The following is a 13,714-nucleotide window of genomic DNA, read 5'->3' on the forward strand; positions in this document are numbered from 1 at the left end:
CCACGGTAGGTAGGTGATTCCTTCTCAGTCTGGCAGGTGGGCAGGAGAAGCCCACAACCACCTTAGAACGGGGATGCGACCTCGCAGAAGGATCCGAGCCCCGACCCGAAGGGCCGCACGCGAGGCACCGCGCGCTCGACGCCCTGGGCCGTGAGGCATCTCTCAGCGCCGCCGTACAGGCTATGCGGCGACGCCGCGGGCGGCCTGGCGGCCGGAGAACAGGCATCCGCCGAGGAACGTGCCCTCCAAGGACCGGTAGCCGTGCATGCCGCCGCCGCCGAAGCCGGCTGCTTCGCCGGCGGCGTAGAGGCCGGGCAGGGGGGTGCCGTCTCCACGAAGCACACGGCCGTCCAGATCGGTCTGGAGTCCGCCGAGGGTCTTCCGCGTCAGAATGTTGAGGCGCACGCCGATGAGCGGACCGGCCTTCGGGTCGAGCAGTCGGTGCGGTGCAGCGACGCGAATGAGCCTGTCACCCCGGTAGTTCCTGGCTCCCCGCAACGCGGTCACCTGCAGATCCTTGGTGAACGTGTTGGCCATCTCGCCGTCACGGGCCTCCACGGCCTCCTTGACCGCGTCGAACTGCAACAGCGGCTCTGCTGTAACCGCGTTCATCCCGTCGACCAGCTTGGGAAGCGTGTCGGCCACCACGAAGTCGGCGCCGCGCTCCTTGAACGCCTCGACCGGACCCGGGGCACCCGGCAGCACCCGTTTGAGCAGGAGCTTGATGTTCTTCCCCGTCAAATCCGGGTTCTGCTCCGACCCCGAAAGGGCGAACTCCTTCTCGAGGATCTTCTGCGTCAGTACGAACCATGAATACTCATGCCCGGTGCTCAGAATGTGCTCGAGCGTTCCCAGCGTGTCGAATCCGGGAAACAGCGGAGAGGGCAACCGTCGCCCAGTGGCGTCGAGCCACAGTGAAGAAGGCCCCGGCAGAATCCGAATCCCGTGATGGGGCCAGATCGGATCCCAGTTCTGGATGCCCTCGGTGTAGTGCCACATGCGGTCCCGGTTGATGAGGTTGGCGCCCGCCGATGCGGCGATCCCGAGCATGCGCCCGTCGACGTGCGCGGGCACCCCGGAGACGAGCCGCTGGGGAGGCGTGCCCATCCGCGCCGGCCAGTGCTCCCGCACCAGGTCGAAGTTCCCGCCGATGCCCCCGGAGGTAACGACAACGGCCTCGGAGGCGAAGGAGAACTCCCCAGCGACATCGCGACTGCTGGAAGCCCCGCGAGGGGCCTCGTCGTCGGCGAGGACCGCGCCGCTCACCCCGGAGACGACCCCGTCCGAAGTGACCAGCCGGTCGACCCGATGCCGGAACGCGAGCCGGACCCGCCCGGCGTCCACGGCCTCCCGCACCAACCGCGCGAAGGGCTCGACCAAGCCGGGCCCCGTGCCCCACGTGATGTGGAAGCGCGGCACGGAGTTCCCATGCCCCTCAGCGGTATAGCCACCGCGCTCGGCCCAGCCGACCACGGGGAAGAACCGAACGCCCAAGCCGTGCAGCCAGGCCCGCTTCTCGCCGGAGGCGAAATCGACATAGGCCTCGGCCCATCTGCGCGGCCAGTGGTCCTCGTCCCGGTCGAATCCGGCGCTCCCGAGCCAGTCCCGCCAAGCCAGGTCGCGGGCATCGCGAATCCCCATGCGCCGCTGCTCGGGCGAGTCCACCAGGAACAATCCGCCGAAGGACCAGAACGCCTGCCCGCCAAGGGACTGCGGGCCCTCCTGCTCGACGAGGACGACCGTCTTCCCCAAGCTGGCGAGCTCGGCGGTGGCGACCAGTCCCGCGAGTCCCGCCCCAACCACCACGACGTCACTGTCCATGGCCGACCTTCCCTCAGCTGCGGCGCCTACTGGCGCGTAGGGGAGATATACCAGTACAGCGGCACCCCGTCAAGGAATCGCGGGCAGGCTCGGATGCGGCATGTTCCAATTGGCGGCCAACAGGGACGAATGAACATTCTCGCCGCCCCCGAAGAACTCGCAGAACTTCATGATGAGCGGATCCCATCCGATCGGGTCGACATAGTCGGTCCCCGGCACCAGCAATCGCTCCTCGACATGAGCCCGCACGACCTCGACCTCGAAAGCCGTGGCGCTCCCGGCGAACGAGTGCGCCTCCGCGACTCGACATTCCAACTGAATCGGACACTCCAATACCCGCGGCGCCCGCACCAGCTCCGAGGACTGCGGCGTCACCCCGGCGGCACCGAACTTGTCGGCCTCGAAGCGGTAGCCCTTCGCGACCTTCCGAGGATGGACCCGCTCGACTCCGGTCAAATCCGCCAGGCGATCGACGACGCCCGCCATGTCGCTCGGCACGAGGTTCAGCACGCACTCGCGCTCCCGCACCATATTCTCGGTGGTCTTCGCCCGATCTCCCATGCCCAACATGCACGACTGCCCCAGCCACCAGGCAGAAGACATGGGAGCCAGGTTCGCCGACCCATCTTCATTCCGACTGCTGATCACGACCACGGGAGTCCCGAAATACAGCACCTTCAACTCAGCACGGACGTGCATCCCGACCTCCAAGGCAAGCGAACGGATCACCCAAGCCAAGCCGCCCGAGCCCCAAACCGCTGGCCGAAATTCGACCGCGAGTTCGTTCCCCTCAGCCACGCGATCGCCAAGAGCTCATCGAATCCGTCGGTATCGCGCTCATCCATGAAGATGGCGATCAGTTCGTTGCTTGGCCGGTAAGCCCGTCCTGGCTCCGCGGGATTTGGCGGGCGGCCTGGGTCAGTGCTGCCTCCGGCATTTCGGGGTGGCGATGCCGGGGCGAGCCGAGTTGCCCGCCCCGGCAATGCGGAGTCAGCCGTCGCAGGCTCGTTGGCAGGCGAACCAGATTCTCGTTGCTGCTTGTTTGAGCTCACGAGTATTGGTGCCCTGGAGCACCCAGGGTCGGTGTGTCGCTTCGCAGACCCACAGCTCGGGCTCGCCGAGGGCCAGGCCCGTGACGTAACCGAGCAACGCCGGATCGGTCGCTGCGAACGCGAGCCACATGCGCGGGGCCGTGGCGATCGTGCCGAAGTCGACGGTCCGGTTCGCGATGGTCTCGCTACCGAGCACTGTCAGGCTCGCTGGGTCGGGCGAGTCAGTGAGTTGCACAGAGATCGGCAGGGCGGTGAGCGCGTGGAGGTATCGAGTGCGGATCTGGTGTGGAGCGAAGCGCGAGCGGCTCACAGGACACCGCCTCCCGCCACCGGGTTGAGTGAGTCGAATCGCCGCTCCCATTCGAGGGTGTAGTGGCCTGCGGGCTGAAGCGTGCGTTCGGCCGGAGCGAACTGGACTCGGCCCAGGCTTTCGACCAGTTGGGTATCCAGGAGGTCGGTGTTGTCGCTCGGTGCGGTCGCGGATCCTTTGAGCACTGTGGTGATCCAGCGGAGGAGGCGGATGACGACTGCGATGGTCCGGCCGCATTCGCGCTCGGCTGCGGAGTACCTGGTGGTGTGCGCGGCGGCCAGCGGTTCGGAGTCGATCAGCCAGCGGTCCCAGGCGTCTTCCCGCAGTTTGGAGAACCGGTAGGGCTCATCGATGTCGGGCTCGGCATGGAGCCGGCGGCGCTGTCGCGGAGTGGGGCTGGGCTTCGCGGGTTCGGGCTGGAGCGGCTCGGGCAGTTCTCCGCGGCGGTGTCTGCCGGTGCGCTGGTCGGGACGCCAGCCGGGAGTGCCGTAAGGGCCGGGGTCGAGTGCGTCGTGCGGCTTGCCGCCGATCTCGAAAGTGTCGCCTGGCCGGTGACGCAGGTGCGGTGGTTCGTAGCGGGGGGAGACCGGGTCCGAGTCGGGTGCGCTCGGGTCGGTGGTGCGGGGGTCGTACTCGTGGCGGTACACGCCGGGGGTCGCCGGATCGGGGGAGCCGTCGGGCAGGAAGAGGCGGCGGCCGGCCCAGTCGTAGAAGCCGTCGCCGGGCACCTCGGTCAGGCCCGAATCGGGGCCGCTGCGGTGTCGCTCGAAGGTGTTTTGGTCGCTTGCGCCAGGCGTGTTTTCGCGTAGGCTGGCTCTAACCATGGGAGGTTCGCCTCTCTGGTATGGGAGGCGGGCCGCCGAACTGGATTGGCGTTTAGAGCGGCGGCCCGCCGCTGAATTATTCGATTGGATTCGGAAGTGCGCGCACTGCGCGTACGAGGACCTTGACATGCGATTCATAGCAGGTCAACCATCAACACGCGCGATCATTCGATTTCCACTGTCAATTGACGATGAGCGTGATCACAGTTATCGGGCGTAATGCGATAGCGTTCTGCGTGTAAAGAATTCTCGACGCATGGATTCCATGCCAGCGGATCGGACATGCTCCGCTTGTGCGGAACTCACGGTGGAGAGTGCCCTCCAGTCGGTCGGAATCCGAATTCGGTAAGGCAGCTCGGCCTCCGCCTCCCCGAGACGCAAGGAAGCGCCGCGCGGCGGGGATGATCTACTGGTCGGATGAACATCGAGCGGATCGTCCCGGACCTGACCGTCACCGACCTTGCCACTGCGGTGCAGGAGCACACCAAGGTGCTCGGGCTGGAAGTGGTGATGGACCACGGCTGGATCGTCACTCTCGCAGACGGCGAAGGGCGTCAGTTGAATCTCATGACCGCCGATGCCACTGCCAGCGTGAACCCGGACGTCTCGGTCTTCGTCGACGATGTGCACGCGGCGTACAACGCCGCGGTCGCGGCCGGCGTAGCGATCGTTCACCCGCTGACTTCCGAAGAGTGGGGCGTCACCCGGTTCTTCTACCGGGATTCGTCAGGCCGGGTCCTCAACGTCGGTTCGCACACCTGATCAGTGCGGCACCTCAGCCGCGCCCCCTCTGCCGGCGGCAGGCTCCAAGGGCGTCCTGACCGATGCCGCGACTGGCACCCGAGATGAGCACCGCCGCGTGCGGCTCGGTCACGCCCCGGCTCCGCCGTCGACGGGGACGATCGCGCCGGTGACCATCGAGGCGCGGTCGCTCAGCAGCCAGGCGGCGACCTCGGCGACCTCGCGTGGCTCGGCCATGCGCCCCATCGGCGTGGCGGCAGTGGCCCCCGCGATGATCCCGGGCGTCGCCTTCTCCCACCCGTGCATCATTTCTGTGGCGGTGCCGCCCGGCGTAATGCCGTTGACTCGGATGCCCTCCGGAGCCCAGGTCACGGCGGCGGTCTCGGTGATGCTGTTCAGCGCCCGTTTCATGGCGCCGTAGGCGGGCAGGAGCGGGTTGGAGCGGCGGGAGCCGATGCTGGAGGTGTTCACGATCGCCCCGCCGCCGCTCTTTCGCGCGAGCGCCGCCTCCGCGTTCATCGCGGCCCAGTGCGCCCGGAAGTTCACCGCGAACTGCTCCTCGACGTCCTCCTCACTGGTTGTGTCCAGCGGACCGGGCTGTTGCAGGACGCCGCCGTTGTTGAACGCGCCGTCCAACCGCCCGTGCAGTTCCTCGACCCGGTTCACCGCCGCGCGGATGCTGTCGCGGTCGGCGAGGTCCACGGTCACCGCGTCGGCGGTGCCGCCGTCGGCGCGGATCTCGGTCACGATGCGATCGAGTGCGTCGATGCCGCGGGCGGCGAGCACGACGGCGGCGCCTTCGGCGGCGAAGAGACGGGCGGCGGCCGCGCCGATACCGCGGCTGGCGCCGGTGATGAAGACGATCTTGCCGGCCAGCAGGCCGATGGGCGTGGCGTCAATGTTGTCGGTCATGGCTTCAGCGTCCTTCGCCCGCCGATCCGTATCCAGGCATCGTCGGTACCAGGCTCAGCCACACCGGGCGGCGCATACTGGAGCTATGGACAAGCATGAGCTGGCCGCATTCCTGCGCAGTCGACGCGAACGACTGCGCCCAGAGGACGTCGGCCTGCCTTCCGGTCCCCGGCGCCGCACTCCCGGCCTGCGCCGCGAAGAGGTCGCCGTCCTCGCGCACATTTCCACCGAGTACTACGTCCGGCTTGAACAGGGCAGGGCACCGCGCCCGTCGGCCGAGGTGCTGGCCGGGATCGCGGGCGCTCTTCGGCTCACGGACGCCGAGTCCGATCACCTGCACCTGCTCGCCGGCACGGCCCCGAACCGCACGGGCCTGCACCGCCGCGACGTGCGCCCCAGCATCTTCGCCCTTCTGGAACGGCTCCCGCAGACCGCCGGGTTCGTGATATCCGCCGCGTTCGATGTGCTCGCCTGGGAACGACCTCGCCGCGGGGCTCATGGAGGACTTCGACGACCGCGCCCCCGAGGACCGCAACCTCGCGCGGCGTGCGTTCCTGCCCGCGTCGCCCGCCGACGATCCGCTGTACGGGATCGCAGACGCTGCCGAGTTCCGGCAGCATGCCGTCATGGAGCTGCGGTCCGCGCTCGCCCGGTACCCCTCCGACCCGGCCATCGCCGGACTCGTCGATGAGCTCCGCACCGGCAGCGCCGAGTTCGCGCGCCTATGGGAACGCAACGACGTTCAGCCCTCGCCGATGCTCACCAAGACCTTCCAGCATCCTGTCGTCGGTGCCGTCACGGTCGACTGCGACACGCTCCACCTTGCCGATCGCGATCAGCACCTGGTGCTCTACAGCGCCCCCGCAGGCTCCCCGGACGCCGAGGCCCTGGCGTTCCTGGCCGTGCTCGGACCCGAAGGCGCCGCAGCGAAAGACCCGCACTGACGCGAGAGGCCCACTGCGTCAGGCGGCCGTCGCATGGCCGGGCACGGTTTCAGTCGCGCTCTGGATTCTGTGACGACCGCGCGGCCGCGATGTCCGGCCCGTGCTCGACGGCCCAATCGGCGAGACCCGAGAGGGGTACCAGCAGGGTCTCACCGAGCGGTGTGAGGCTGTATTCGACACTGGGCGGCTTGGTCGGGAACACCTCGCGATGCACCAGTCCATCGCTCTCCAAGGCGCGGAGCGTGCGCGTCAGCATCCGTTGGCTGATGGTCTCGATCCCGCGCTGGAGCTCGTTGAACCGGTACGGGCGCTTCCCGAGCAGCACGATCACCAGAATCGACCACTTGTCGCCGACCCGGCGGAGGACGTCGGTGACCGGGCACTGTTCGTACTCGTCGGCCGGCACCGGATCGGGCAGCGCCGCGCTGACCATGGAAGGAACCTCCGTGTGCGTACCGGACATCAAACTGCCTCCTTGTGCGGCCGCGAGGGGTTACCGAGAATCGTAGTACGCACTGAAGGTAACTACCTGGGGAAGACGCATATGCATGTCTCGCAACCGACTGCGCCAGACCGCCATGTCATCGTCATCAGCGGTGGCACCGATGGGATGGGGCGTGCGCTGGCCCTCGCCCGGGCCGAACGCGGCGATTCGATCGTCGCCATTGGCAGCAATCCCGCCAAAGGCCGGCGGCTCGTAGCCGATGCGGCACGGATCGACGCCTCCGACCGGGTGCACTTCGTCCAGGCGGACCTGTCCAGTGTCGAAGCCACACGGCGGGCGATCCACGAGATCGCCGCACGCCACCAGGTTATCGATGCCTTGTGCCTCTTCGCGAACCGGCAGTCGCCGCAGCGCACCGTGACCCAGGAGGGTTTCGAACGCACCTTCGCGCTCTACTATCTCAGTCGCTTCGTGCTCAGCCATGAGCTCGCTCCACTGTTGCGAAGAAGCGCGGCTCCGGCGATCGTCAACGTCGCGGGCGTCGGCATGACCAAAGGGGAGGTCCACTGGGACGACCTCCAGCTCGAGCGCAAGTACAGCATGATCGCAGCCCAACTCCAGGCCGGTCGCGCCAATGACCTGCTCGGCGTCGCCTACAGCTCGCAGCCGGACAGCCCCGCCCCATACGTGCTGTACCACCCCGGTTTCACCCAGAGCGGCGATCTCACCCCACTGCCGAGCGCGGCGCGCCTCTTCATCAGGATCGCAGCCAAGTTCGCCGCGCGCCCGATCGAGCAATCCATCGCGCCCATCCACGGGTTCATCGACAATCCGCCCTCGGCGCCGCTCACGGCGATCGACCGAGGCAAACCTGTCCCGCTCGGGCTGGAGACGCTCGATCCGGCGAACGCCGAGCGATTCGCCGCTATGACGAAGACGCTCCTCGACATGCTGCCACTCGAGCCGGCCTTCGAGGAGCAGTAGGCGGTCCACGCGTGGACTGAGGTCGTGCGCGAGCGCGGAGCATCCGCGGATGCTCACCGATCGCCTGCCGATCTGTCGCTTGCGGCTTCGCACTGAGCGTTTGGAGCTGCGACTGCTCGACTTCGAGGACTTGGCGGCTCTCGCCGATGTGGCCGCCGCCGGCATTCACGGTCGAGCGCGTCGTCAGCCGGCGCTAGCGGCTCAGCCGGGAGGATTGGGAGGACCACCGACGTCACGAGGTCGTGGCGCGGGGTCTCGGCAAGGACGTCCTCTGGCGCTGCTCGGGCTGGGCAGGGAGTCAGCTTAGGGCCGCTTTGGGCGTGCAGGCTTCATGCGGCGAGTCGCCGCTGCCGCCGGAGTCGTTCGACGGTTGCTCGGTGGCGGCGTCGTATGCCGATCGAGGAGCCGAAGCAGCCAGATCCCGTAAGCGATGAAACCGGCCGCGACCGCCGCCTGGACCGGCCACGGGGCCGCTCCGGGGCTGGCGAACTGCGAGAAGTTGTAGACCGCGTGCGAGGCGACCAGCGGCCAGACCGTGGCCAGATGGAACCGAGTGGCCGCGTATCCGAAGCCGAAGGCCGCGGTGCTCACGACCTGGAACAGCGTGTCGCCGAGATCCCTGCCGAACCACACGCCCGACAGCGCGTGGCCGAGACCGAAGAGGACGCCCACCCAGACGGCCGCGGGCACATGACCGAGCGGAGCGAGGAGCCGCTGGACCACGCCCCGCGACAGGCTTTCCTCGGTCAGGCCTACGGCCAGGCAGTAGAGGGTCAGGTAGAGAAGGGTCTCGGTGCTGCCTTCGATGCCGGGCACGGTGTAAACGAGGCTCACCAGGAACAGCGGTGCGACGAGCCGGACGGCGCGACGTCTACTCGGGCGGGAGTCGACCGGCGCGAGACCGCTGTAGCGCCAGTTCCCCATGGCGACCGCCGCCAGGACGACGACCGGCAGGGTGCACAGCGTGATGAGGGCGGCGCCGAGATGCGGCCGCGACTGCCCGGGGACGAGTTCCGCGGCCGTGAACAGCACGATGTGCCACAGCAGGGTCAGTCCGGCGGCGAGGAGCACAGGGGAGAAACGCGGTGCGCGTATGCGAGGGGGCACGCCACACAGCTTAGTCGGCATCCGGACCTGGCGCGCGCCGCGGCATCGGCGGCGATCCGGGAGCAGATGACGCACACGCCTCTGCCGGCGGCATCCAGCGCCAGTGGCCGACCGGACGGTCCTGTCGGACTTGAGCCGATTCCCGCCGCGAACGGCCGTCACGGCATCGCCGTGACGGCCCGTTTCGGCTTTCGATCAGAAGTCGAACCGGCGCGTGTTCTGGAACGAGGTCTGGAGCCACCGGCCTCGTTCACGCGTGAGGACGTTCGTGTTCGTGGAGTATGAATCCTCGCGGCACTCGCTCTCGCCCTCGTTGATGATGCAGCCTGTCCTGACGATCACGACCACGTCGCGCTCCACATAGCGCACGTGTTCGCTGATCATGTTCAGGCGCGAGTCGACGATGTAGTTGTCGAAGTAGTACTGCATCCCCTCGGCGATCTCGTCCCTGGTGGACAGGTGGTCGCCGCTGAAGGTGACCACGTCGGCGTCCTCGCTGAAGGTCGCGGCGAAGGCCGCGCCGTCCTGGTCGATCCACGCCTGCTCCTGCTGGCGTCGGATTTCGTCGAACGCGGCCTGGTCCCGCTCCCGCGTCGTCGCCTCGTCCTGCACGCCGGCGGACTCGTCGGCGCTCGCGACGGCGACGCCGCCGGTCATCGCCACGGCCGCGACTACGCCGGCGATGGCGATCTTGGCCGCTTTCGGCATTCGCATGGCTTCCTCCTCGAGTCGGTTCGGCACCGACGCTAGGGCGATCGCCGTCGCCGCGACATCCTCCCGGAGTCGCCTTTGCCCCGAAACTTCGGGAGTAGGCCGCGAAAGCGGCTCATTCCCCGGTATGACCGGGGACGGTGAGGCCGGTCGTGCCGAGGAGTCAGCGGGCGTCGAGCGCCTCCCGGAGCATGCGCACGGCCTTGGGCCCGACGCCATGCAACGCCTTGAGGTCCGCATCCGAGAGTCGGGCTACCTGGTCGAGTGTGGTGATGCCGGCATTCGCCAGCGCCCGGGTGGCCGGCCGCCCTATGCCCTTCGGCAGGTCGCCGACCTCGCCTGCGCCGGCTTGCTCGGCGGTGGATGCCTTGGCGGCGAGCTCCGGCGGCGCGCATGCGAGCCAGGCGCGCCGCACCCAGTAGTTGAGAGCCTGGCCGTTGATGTCTTCGATGGGCAGGCGCACGAAGTCGCCCGCTCGTTCGGCAGTCGCATGCTGGGAGGCCATGTCCTCGGATTCGGCGGGCGGCAGCCGCAGTCGCACGTGGGCGTTCGCATCGAGCGACGCGAACTCCTCGCCGCTGACGGTGAATACCGGTCCGCTCTCGGACACTCCAGGGTGCGAAAGCGCGCTCTTGCGGAGTTGGGCGCGAGTCGTCATGCGTTCACCTTGGCATAGTGGCGGTCAGGCGCGTGGGGCGTACATGATGACGGCTACGCCGAGCAGGCAGATGGACGCGCCGATCACGTCCCACCGGTCGGGGCGGAAGCCGTCGACGACCATGCCCCAGGCCAAGGAGCCGGCGACGAAGATACCGCCGTAGGCGGCCAGGATGCGCCCGAAATGCGGGTCGGGCTGGAAGGTGGCGACGAAGCCGTAGGCGCCCAGGGCCATGATCCCGGCGGCGATCCACAGGATGCCGCGGTGCTCCCTGACCCCTTGCCAGACCAGCCAGGCCCCGCCGATCTCGGCGAGGGCCGCGAGGATGAACAGGAAGATTGACCGGGCGATGTCCACGGGCGCGACCCTACCAATGCGGTCATGGCCCGGGTCTGCGCTCGGGGAACGGGAGCGGGCACTCGGGCGTGGCCGCGCAGGCGTCAAGGTCGTCGCAGCCGGCGGACAGGGCCGCGCGCAGCAGCTCGGCGACGGCCTCGAGGTCGGCGATGCGCGCCTCGACCTGGGCGAGCTTGGTCCGCGCACCGGCGGCGAGGCCGCCGTCGGGACGACGGCGATGCCGCTGCGGGTCGGTCAGTTCGGCGATCTCGTCCAGTGTGAACCCGAGCCGCTGGGCCGCCTTGATCAGCCGCAGCCGAGTCACCGTCTGGGCCGGGTAGAGCCGGTGGCCGCCGAGGGTGCGTTCGGCTTCGGCCAGCAGGCCGCGCCGCTCGTAGTAGCGCAACGTCTCCCGGCCGACCCCGGCGGCCTCCGCCACCTGTCCGGGGCGCAGACCGGCGCTCATGCCCGGGCCCCCGCGGATGCGGCCTGGCGGCCAGACCGTCCAGCACTCCGCTGCGATGCTCGGGCACCGCCACCTCGAAGCTGAGCGAGCCTTCGGCGGCGGTGAGCGTGAAAGCGAAGAAACCGCAGCAGTCGGCCTCGCGCGCGGCCAGTTCGGCGGCCGTTGCCGCCACGGACGGCTCGGGCGACAGGTCCAGGAGCAGTCGGTTCGGTGCGACGCGGTGGACGGCATGGACGGCGGTGGCGAACAGACCCTCGAACGCGGCCAGGCGGAGCGGCTGCTCGTCGGCGGGCAGCCGGCACGCATCGGCCGGCACCCACGCTCGGGCTAGCCGTGACTGCGAGCGCGCGTCGAGTTGGGTCCCGGTCACTTCGGTGATCGGCGATGCGGTCATGGCGGTCGCTCCTCGCGGTTCGGTGAACTGCCTGGTCGGAGTCCACCGTAAACCCGTACCCGGGTACCGGACGCAAGCCGAAGTGACCACCGGCATAGCCGCTTTCGGCCGCGGCTCAGACTCGGCAGAGGAGTTCGCCGTGGGGGAGCATCAGCCAGCCGTCGTCTTGGGCGCCCCAGCTGCGCCAGGCTTGCGCTATGGCCTCCAGGTCTCGCCGGGTGGCGTGGCCGCCTTCGACCGCCTGCGTGGCGAAGCCGGACTGCAGCGCGCGGTCCGCCCACAGTTCACTCCACCACTTGCGCTGATGCGGGGTGCTGTAGGTCCACGTGGAAGAGGTCGCCGTGATGTCTTCTTCGCGGAAGCCGCTCTTCAAGGCCCAGGACTTGAGGCGTCGGCCGGCATCGGGTTCGCCGCCGCTCGCTCGGGCGACCCGCTCGTACAGGTCCAACCAGTCCGTCAGGCCATCGGACTCCGGGTACCAGGTGAAGGACCGGTAATCGGAGTCCCGCACCGCCACGACGCCGCCGGGTGTCGCCACTCGCCGCATCTCCCGCAGGGCCTGGACCGGGTCGCCCACATGTTGGAGCACCTGATGTGCGTGGACGACGTCGAAGGCGTCGTCTTCGAAGCGGAGCTCGTGGACGTCGGCCACCTCGAAGTCGACATGTTCGACGCCCGAGGCCGCCGCGTACTCGGCCGCTTGTTCCAGGATGCCCTCGGCGCGGTCGACCGCGGTCACATGGCCCTTGTGGGCGATCGCCGCCAGGTCGGTCGTGATCGTGCCCGGACCGCACCCGACGTCGAGTATCGTGCTGTGCGCCTGCAATTCGGGGAGCAGGTAGGCCGCCGAGTTCTCCGCCGTTCGCCAGGCGTGCGAGCGCAGGACCGACTCGTGGTGGCCGTGGAGGTAGGTCGCCGTCTCTTTTGACATGACGAAACCCTAACCGGGCGTTTCAGTCTATGGGATACGTTTCTTGTATGGTGAGACTTCACCAGTGCCTTCGGTGCGCCAGCCAGTCCGCCGCCACGAGGCCGCTCCATCGCTGGTGCTCGCGAAGGTACGGCGAGACGCCCTCGATCGGCCCCTCCTGTGAGTCGTCCATCGGGCGGCGTTCCACTCCGACGTCCAGGAGCGACGGTGGCGCCGGGGCGAGCAGTTCGGCCGCGTCCGCCCAAGCCCGCAGCATGAGGTCGAGCGCCTCGGGCGTCATCGGGAGTTCCACCGCGCGATCCGCTCGCGGACGGCGGTGGGGAGTTCGCTGTAGTCGGGGCGCACCGCCGTGGCGGCGTAGGGGACCGGAGTGCCGAATCTGGACATGTCGTCAGTCTCGCCCGGGGCTGATTCGGCCGCAACCGGGTTGCTAAGGGGCCCTCGCCGCCGTGGTGGGGTCGGCGGCGGGGCCGGATCTATTCTAGGCGCTCGCGAGCAAAGATGGAATGACCACCGGCAGAACATAGTTGCCGATATCTCCGACGGCGCTGTGCGCGAGGGCCCACTTGGCGGTCCGGGTGTCCCTGCACAGCACTACGAAGGCCACCATGCAGCTCAGTGCCCGCTGCGCGTCGGCGATGAATTCCAGCCAGCATTCGGCCTGGTCGGGGTCGGGGGCGAGGACCGCGTCGAACAGGATCGCGAAGACCCGCTCCTCGCCCTTGGAGTACGCGGCGAGCGCGCAGACGTGGAGCCGGTCGCCGCGGTTCGACAGCTCGAGGGTCTGGCGGTCGATCGCGATGCGATCGTATTCGGGGAGGTCGGGGCCGTTCGACCAGTTGTAGAGCTCGGTCGCGAATTCGGGGCGGTTTTCCATCAGCATGGCGAGAATCTCGTTGTACTCGATCGACATTCGAGTTCCTAACTTCCGCGTGGGGTCACAAAAGGTGGGTTGCAGGAACAACGAGGACACTAGGCGCAAGGTTACGGGTAGTTCACCAGCGTTTAAAGGAGCGTCCAGAACCGTCTAGTTCGGAGTGAATCGGGTTGCGCCAGAACGCGTGTGGGGGGGGGGGGG

The 13,714-nt window shown here is 68.4% G+C and carries 17 protein-coding genes and 1 pseudogene; 4 read left to right on the forward strand and 14 right to left on the reverse strand.

From position 1 onward, the window contains the following. Nucleotides 1-180 precede the first annotated feature (180 nt). From ACYVK3_RS05190 to ACYVK3_RS05205, 4 genes are all read right to left on the reverse strand, one after another. The gene (locus ACYVK3_RS05190) at nucleotides 181-1,821 is read right to left on the reverse strand and encodes an FAD-binding dehydrogenase (RefSeq protein WP_460496196.1); all 1,641 of its coding nucleotides are present in this window, start codon (nucleotides 1,819-1,821) and stop codon (nucleotides 181-183) included. A gap of 69 nt (nucleotides 1,822-1,890) precedes the next feature. After that, a complete protein-coding gene (locus ACYVK3_RS05195; protein WP_460496277.1) occupies nucleotides 1,891-2,520 on the reverse strand; it encodes a flavin reductase family protein in 630 nt (209 codons plus the stop codon). 291 nt (nucleotides 2,521-2,811) lie between these two features. Beyond that, complete coding sequence (locus tag ACYVK3_RS05200) at nucleotides 2,812-3,183, reverse strand: hypothetical protein (RefSeq protein ID WP_460496197.1); 372 nt, start codon at nucleotides 3,181-3,183, stop codon at nucleotides 2,812-2,814. Further along, nucleotides 3,180-3,911, reverse strand: coding sequence for a hypothetical protein (locus ACYVK3_RS05205; RefSeq protein ID WP_460496198.1), 732 nt, complete (start codon nucleotides 3,909-3,911; stop codon nucleotides 3,180-3,182). The genes ACYVK3_RS05200 and ACYVK3_RS05205 overlap by 4 nt, the downstream gene beginning before the upstream one ends. A 513-nt stretch (nucleotides 3,912-4,424) precedes the next feature. Between ACYVK3_RS05205 and ACYVK3_RS05210 the strand changes: the two genes are divergently transcribed. Then, on the forward strand, nucleotides 4,425-4,769 hold the full coding sequence (locus ACYVK3_RS05210; protein ID WP_460496199.1) for a VOC family protein: 345 nt from the start codon (nucleotides 4,425-4,427) through the stop codon (nucleotides 4,767-4,769). Between the two features lie 108 nt (nucleotides 4,770-4,877). Here the strand turns inward: ACYVK3_RS05210 and ACYVK3_RS05215 are convergent, their stop codons facing one another. Then, nucleotides 4,878-5,660, reverse strand: coding sequence for an SDR family NAD(P)-dependent oxidoreductase (locus ACYVK3_RS05215; RefSeq protein ID WP_460496200.1), 783 nt, complete (start codon nucleotides 5,658-5,660; stop codon nucleotides 4,878-4,880). An 85-nt stretch (nucleotides 5,661-5,745) separates the two neighbouring features. Here ACYVK3_RS05215 and ACYVK3_RS05220 point away from each other — a divergent pair. Then, nucleotides 5,746-6,604, forward strand: a pseudogene (locus ACYVK3_RS05220) (helix-turn-helix transcriptional regulator). A gap of 49 nt (nucleotides 6,605-6,653) precedes the next feature. Here ACYVK3_RS05220 and ACYVK3_RS05225 read toward each other — a convergent pair. Continuing rightward, nucleotides 6,654-7,067: a winged helix-turn-helix transcriptional regulator gene (locus tag ACYVK3_RS05225; RefSeq protein WP_460496201.1), complete on the reverse strand. Its 414-nt coding sequence runs from the start codon at nucleotides 7,065-7,067 to the stop codon at nucleotides 6,654-6,656. A gap of 81 nt (nucleotides 7,068-7,148) precedes the next feature. On the opposite strand from ACYVK3_RS05225, the gene ACYVK3_RS05230 reads away from it, so the two are divergent. Further along, nucleotides 7,149-8,033, forward strand: a complete 885-nt coding sequence (locus ACYVK3_RS05230; RefSeq protein ID WP_460496203.1) for an SDR family NAD(P)-dependent oxidoreductase — start codon at nucleotides 7,149-7,151, stop codon at nucleotides 8,031-8,033. A 303-nt stretch (nucleotides 8,034-8,336) separates the two neighbouring features. Here ACYVK3_RS05230 and ACYVK3_RS05235 read toward each other — a convergent pair whose 3' ends face one another. The 5 genes from ACYVK3_RS05235 to ACYVK3_RS05255 form a co-directional block, all read right to left on the reverse strand. Continuing rightward, complete coding sequence (locus ACYVK3_RS05235) at nucleotides 8,337-9,140, reverse strand: CPBP family intramembrane glutamic endopeptidase (RefSeq protein WP_460496204.1); 804 nt, start codon at nucleotides 9,138-9,140, stop codon at nucleotides 8,337-8,339. A gap of 195 nt (nucleotides 9,141-9,335) precedes the next feature. Then, the gene (locus tag ACYVK3_RS05240) at nucleotides 9,336-9,854 is read right to left on the reverse strand and encodes a nuclear transport factor 2 family protein (protein ID WP_460496205.1); all 519 of its coding nucleotides are present in this window, start codon (nucleotides 9,852-9,854) and stop codon (nucleotides 9,336-9,338) included. 160 nt (nucleotides 9,855-10,014) lie between these two features. Then, nucleotides 10,015-10,509: a helix-hairpin-helix domain-containing protein gene (locus ACYVK3_RS05245; protein ID WP_460496206.1), complete on the reverse strand. Its 495-nt coding sequence runs from the start codon at nucleotides 10,507-10,509 to the stop codon at nucleotides 10,015-10,017. A 24-nt stretch (nucleotides 10,510-10,533) separates the two neighbouring features. Then, the gene (locus ACYVK3_RS05250; RefSeq protein WP_460496207.1) at nucleotides 10,534-10,866 is read right to left on the reverse strand and encodes a YnfA family protein; all 333 of its coding nucleotides are present in this window, start codon (nucleotides 10,864-10,866) and stop codon (nucleotides 10,534-10,536) included. Nucleotides 10,867-10,888: 22 nt separating this feature from the next. Further along, on the reverse strand, nucleotides 10,889-11,311 hold the full coding sequence (locus ACYVK3_RS05255; RefSeq protein ID WP_460496208.1) for a MerR family transcriptional regulator: 423 nt from the start codon (nucleotides 11,309-11,311) through the stop codon (nucleotides 10,889-10,891). On the opposite strand from ACYVK3_RS05255, the gene ACYVK3_RS05260 reads away from it, so the two are divergent. Beyond that, on the forward strand, nucleotides 11,310-11,642 hold the full coding sequence (locus ACYVK3_RS05260) for a hypothetical protein (RefSeq protein ID WP_460496209.1): 333 nt from the start codon (nucleotides 11,310-11,312) through the stop codon (nucleotides 11,640-11,642). The two genes, ACYVK3_RS05255 and ACYVK3_RS05260, sit on opposite strands and share 2 nt — an antisense overlap. A 178-nt stretch (nucleotides 11,643-11,820) precedes the next feature. On the opposite strand, the gene ACYVK3_RS05265 is transcribed toward ACYVK3_RS05260, so the two are convergent. From ACYVK3_RS05265 to ACYVK3_RS05275, 3 genes are all read right to left on the reverse strand, one after another. Further along, the gene (locus tag ACYVK3_RS05265) at nucleotides 11,821-12,636 is read right to left on the reverse strand and encodes a class I SAM-dependent methyltransferase (RefSeq protein WP_460496210.1); all 816 of its coding nucleotides are present in this window, start codon (nucleotides 12,634-12,636) and stop codon (nucleotides 11,821-11,823) included. 58 nt (nucleotides 12,637-12,694) lie between these two features. Then, nucleotides 12,695-12,928 carry a hypothetical protein gene (locus tag ACYVK3_RS05270; protein WP_460496211.1) on the reverse strand — a complete coding sequence of 78 codons (234 nt, stop codon included), beginning with the start codon at nucleotides 12,926-12,928 and terminating at the stop codon, nucleotides 12,695-12,697. A 189-nt stretch (nucleotides 12,929-13,117) separates the two neighbouring features. Next, nucleotides 13,118-13,549 carry a hypothetical protein gene (locus ACYVK3_RS05275; RefSeq protein ID WP_460496212.1) on the reverse strand — a complete coding sequence of 144 codons (432 nt, stop codon included), beginning with the start codon at nucleotides 13,547-13,549 and terminating at the stop codon, nucleotides 13,118-13,120. Nucleotides 13,550-13,714: the final 165 nt, after the last annotated feature.

This window comes from Glycomyces tarimensis (assembly GCF_054776215.1).